Annotated in this window: 5 protein-coding genes and 1 pseudogene; 5 read left to right on the forward strand and 1 reads right to left on the reverse strand. The window is 38.3% G+C overall.

What is annotated here, in order from left to right; genetic code table 11:
• From DLD82_RS18155 to DLD82_RS18175, 5 genes are all read left to right on the forward strand, one after another.
• Positions 1 to 314: arsenic resistance protein (locus DLD82_RS18155; RefSeq protein WP_369333099.1), on the forward strand; the 314-nt coding region annotated here is incomplete at its 5' end.
• A 109-nt stretch (positions 315 to 423) separates the two neighbouring features.
• Positions 424 to 912: a nitrophenyl compound nitroreductase subunit ArsF family protein gene (locus DLD82_RS18160; RefSeq protein ID WP_146199865.1), complete on the forward strand. Its 489-nt coding sequence runs from the start codon at positions 424 to 426 to the stop codon at positions 910 to 912.
• Positions 909 to 1,637, forward strand: coding sequence for an aromatic aminobenezylarsenical efflux permease ArsG family transporter (locus DLD82_RS18165; RefSeq protein ID WP_245920504.1), 729 nt, complete (start codon positions 909 to 911; stop codon positions 1,635 to 1,637). The genes DLD82_RS18160 and DLD82_RS18165 overlap by 4 nt, the downstream gene beginning before the upstream one ends.
• 196 nt (positions 1,638 to 1,833) lie before the next feature.
• Positions 1,834 to 2,301, forward strand: a complete 468-nt coding sequence (locus DLD82_RS18170) for a nitrophenyl compound nitroreductase subunit ArsF family protein (RefSeq protein WP_109942537.1) — start codon at positions 1,834 to 1,836, stop codon at positions 2,299 to 2,301.
• 4 nt (positions 2,302 to 2,305) lie between these two features.
• A complete protein-coding gene (locus DLD82_RS18175) occupies positions 2,306 to 2,830 on the forward strand; it encodes a thioredoxin domain-containing protein (protein WP_109942538.1) in 525 nt (174 codons plus the stop codon).
• A 689-nt stretch (positions 2,831 to 3,519) separates the two neighbouring features.
• Here the strand turns inward: DLD82_RS18175 and DLD82_RS19080 are convergent.
• Positions 3,520 to 3,761: pseudogene (locus tag DLD82_RS19080) on the reverse strand (IS4 family transposase); the annotation flags it as partial.

Consider the following 3,761-nt stretch of genomic DNA (forward strand, 5'->3'; position numbering starts at 1 on the left):
TTGGGAGACTGGAGGTTACAGTTTTTCATGAGTTAAGCATGAGGCGGAGCCTCATGGGTGTTTCTTTAGGATATATCCTTTCAAAAACGTGGAAATTCTCGTATGAAGATGCCGCCCCCTCTGCCATGATTGGAGCATCGAATCACTTTGAGGTGGCGATTGCAACAGCGACCATTCTTTTCGGACTTTCTTCAGGAGCAGCTCTTGCAACTGTCGTGGGGGTGCTCATAGAAGTCCCGACTATGCTTACCCTTATCAAAATATGTCTTCGAACCAGAGGATGGTTCCCTAGAAGAGGACCTACTGCGGCATAATCCTTTTTTTTGATATCTGATGATTCAAGAAAGTTTGTAATACCTTGAGTGAGAACCTATAGTGAATGCATGTCACACTTGTGAATACCCCTTGTGTGGAGATTAGTGAATGAGAAAAACACATCAAATTAAGATTTTCGGAGTACTCATATTGTGTACTCTGTTTCTCACCCTCTTTGCCGGATGTACCGGGAACAGTCCGGGCAATGGATCGCAGATTCAAAATGAAGCACCTGATTCTGCCACATTGCCGGATATCACGAAAGTAGAACTCTACCATTTTCACGGAAATCAGCAGTGTGTCTCATGTATACAGCTTGGTGATATGGCTGAAAAAGTCGTGAATACCTATTACCCGGATGAACTAGCATCAGGAAAACTCGTATTTGGTCATATCAATGCAGAAGATCCAGCAAACCTTGATATTGCACAAAAATATGAAGTAGCCTCATCATCACTAATGATTGGAGTATACACGAAAGACTCGTTTACCAAACAGGATCTGGTCGGTCTCTGGTACAGGCTCGGAAATGAAGAGGAATATTCCCAGTACCTGACTGAAATACTGGATCCATTCCTGAAAGGTGAACAGTCTTGAGTGATCTCATGTCTTTCATGGAAGCTATGGGAAGCAGCGATATTCCCCTTGTTGCGGCATTTTTCATCGGACTTATGATGGCGATAAGCCCCTGTCCGCTGGCAACCAACATCACCGCAATTGCATACATTTCCCGAACCCTCTCATCCGGCAAGCACACCTTGTTTGTTGGGTTTCTCTATACAATCGGCCGTATCCTTGTTTATGTTGCCATTGCTGCACTTATTGTCCTTGGTGGTCTGAAAGTCCAGTTCATCTCCCTCTTTCTGCAACAATATGGAGATCTCCTGCTAGGGCCGATACTCTTCATCTGTGGAATTTTCATGCTCGAAATAATTCCCCTGAATATGAAATTTGAGCATGAAGGACTTTCAAACCTGAAAGAAAAACTCTCAAAAAAATTTTTAGACAAAGGGTTTTTCGGGAGTTTTCTCCTGGGTATTCTATTTGCACTCAGTTTCTGTCCGTTTAGTGCTGTCCTCTTCTTTGGTATGCTGGTTCCGCTTGCGTTAAGCATCCAGGATCCAATTGGAGTTCCACTCGTTTTTGGTATGGCAACGGGTCTTCCAGTAATTATCTTTGCAGCTCTTCTCTCCATCGGTGTTAGTAGATATGGAGCGATGATGAGTAAAGTACAGAGTGCAGAAAAGATGTTCCGGCGAACCGTTGCTGTGGTCTTCGTTATCATCGGTGCATATTACACATTACAGGCATACCTCGGGTAATTATTGCAATTATGAGCAAAATATTCAATTTTTCGATACATATATATATGATTCAAATAATATTGAAATTACGACAGATGGGAGATCACCTCACATTATCCGTTTTATTAAAAAATTGGACACCTTCATACCAGTCTTCCTTATTAAAGATCTCATCTGCCTTTTTTAAAATTTCAAATACTCAGGGAGTTAATTCATGAGCAATTTAGAAACCAGATCTAAAAGATTGGCATTTACCATTATTATTACGGTTTTTTTATTTCTCAGTTCAGCCGTCATGATATGTTCAGCATCAGAGACTACAGATGATGGTACTTCATCAGTTGAAAAAGTTGAAGTCTATCATTTTCACTTAAAACACCAGTGTTACAGTTGTATTCGTCTAGGCGAACTTGCTGAACAGACCGTAAACAAAAACTTTGCTGATGAACTTGAATCAGGGAAGATAGTATTTGGTCATCTAACCGTCGATGATCCTACAGATAAAGAAATCGTCGATAAATACAGTGCATCCGGATCTTCTCTCATGATTGGAGTATACACACCTGATGGATTTAAAGTAGAAGAAGATACCAAGGTCTGGTATAAACTTGGTAACCCTGACGAATATGAAGCATATCTGAAAGATCTCATAGAAAAGAGACTTTCAGGCAATATGAATTAAAGATATGATCTCTCAAACGTCAATTTTTTTAATTTCGGTCTCATCAATCCTGATTGTGGTAATTCTAGTCATGGGAATTTCACCAGTTTCCGGAGCTGTCTACTCAATAAACGGTAGTCAGATGGATTCTAAATTGTTATCAGAAAACATTCAATCTGATCCATCATTAATAGCAGGAGATCTTCCACGAGGCAGGGTTATCTTTTTCTGGAACACTCATTGCGGGGCATGTCACCTGGCATGGGATTTCATCGATGAGTTTATTCCGAATCATCCGGAGGTTGAGATCCTGAATTATGATCTTTATAATAGCACTGATAACCGGACATTATTTGAGAATTATAAAGAAAAATATCACCGGAACCAACTTTCAATTCCTTCCATGATAGTAGGAAATATTACTCTGGAGGGAACACAGGATATCAGAAATCACCTGCCGGAGATTTTACATCTTCAGCAGGAGGTTCACTCTTCACAAGGCATAATAGTAGATTTACAAAAATTTATTAATAATCTCCACCTCTTTTAACTTTTTCAGACGAATCCAGGATTGTTTCGGTGTAAAGAAATTTGTTCATCTCAAAATTATGCATTAAATCGAATGAAGTGATTAACTCAGATAATGTAGGTATACCTCTTTCCAGTCTGATAGTTCTCTATAACAATTTTTGGTGCAAAACCGGTTTGTATTTCGTGTACTGATAGTTATTATGATCCAGGTAAACAATCCTGCTACTTCAGTATATCAAAAATAGGGTTATTTTGAGAGGCATGCACAGACACTTGTTATTGTCCAAAAACTAAAAAACTGTTGCAAGAGAGAAATTCCTGAAGGCAGAGTAAAATTGGTATACTAATCCCTTTTTAGATAAAATCATGAATTTTTTAAAAATGGCAGATATTCCAAATTTATTTGAGATAGTTATTCATCAGAGTGATCTTAAGGTCTAATTGACAAAAAATTGATTACGAATTGGTGATGAAGTAACACATTTTCTGTTTTTACATAATGATTGAACTCAACCATAAACGTTATTCACAAATCAGCAAGCGCAGTTATGCAAAATTTTAACTTCAATGGTATCTTCATCTCTTTTTTTGGTTCAATATTTATCTTTCAAGAAATAAAGAGTATTTTGAGCGATTTTTCAACAAAAACAAAGATAGCTAACGCTATACAGGCAAACGAAATTTACCCAAATCCATTACAATAGGATCTTAGAAGACTGTAAACCTTTGAGAAAATCTGGGTTTTTCATGGCGACTTTTTGCCAGGTGCCGCAAAGATTTTTCTAACCAGTTCCATCTTTCAAGAACATCTTTATTTCCAAACAGATTCTGATGCAAAATGCTTAAAAATTCATTAGATTTTTCAGCAAACACTTTCGACCACAGCATTGGACCATATTTTTCTCGCTCATCCGGTTCAATTTTCGTCAGGATCCAAGAATAGAGATTTC

The sequence above is a fragment of the Methanospirillum stamsii genome (assembly GCF_003173335.1).
Taxonomy (GTDB): Archaea; Halobacteriota; Methanomicrobia; order Methanomicrobiales; family Methanospirillaceae; genus Methanospirillum; species Methanospirillum stamsii.

Bases quoted from the DNA above. Each gene is read 5' to 3' on its own strand.
- DLD82_RS18160 (WP_146199865.1), top strand. From the start codon at position 424: ATGAGAAAAACACATCAAATTAAGATTTTCGGAGTACTCATATTGTGT.
- DLD82_RS18170 (WP_109942537.1), top strand. From the start codon at position 1,834: ATGAGCAATTTAGAAACCAGATCTAAAAGATTGGCATTTACCATTATT.
- DLD82_RS18175 (WP_109942538.1), top strand. From the start codon at position 2,306: ATGATCTCTCAAACGTCAATTTTTTTAATTTCGGTCTCATCAATCCTG.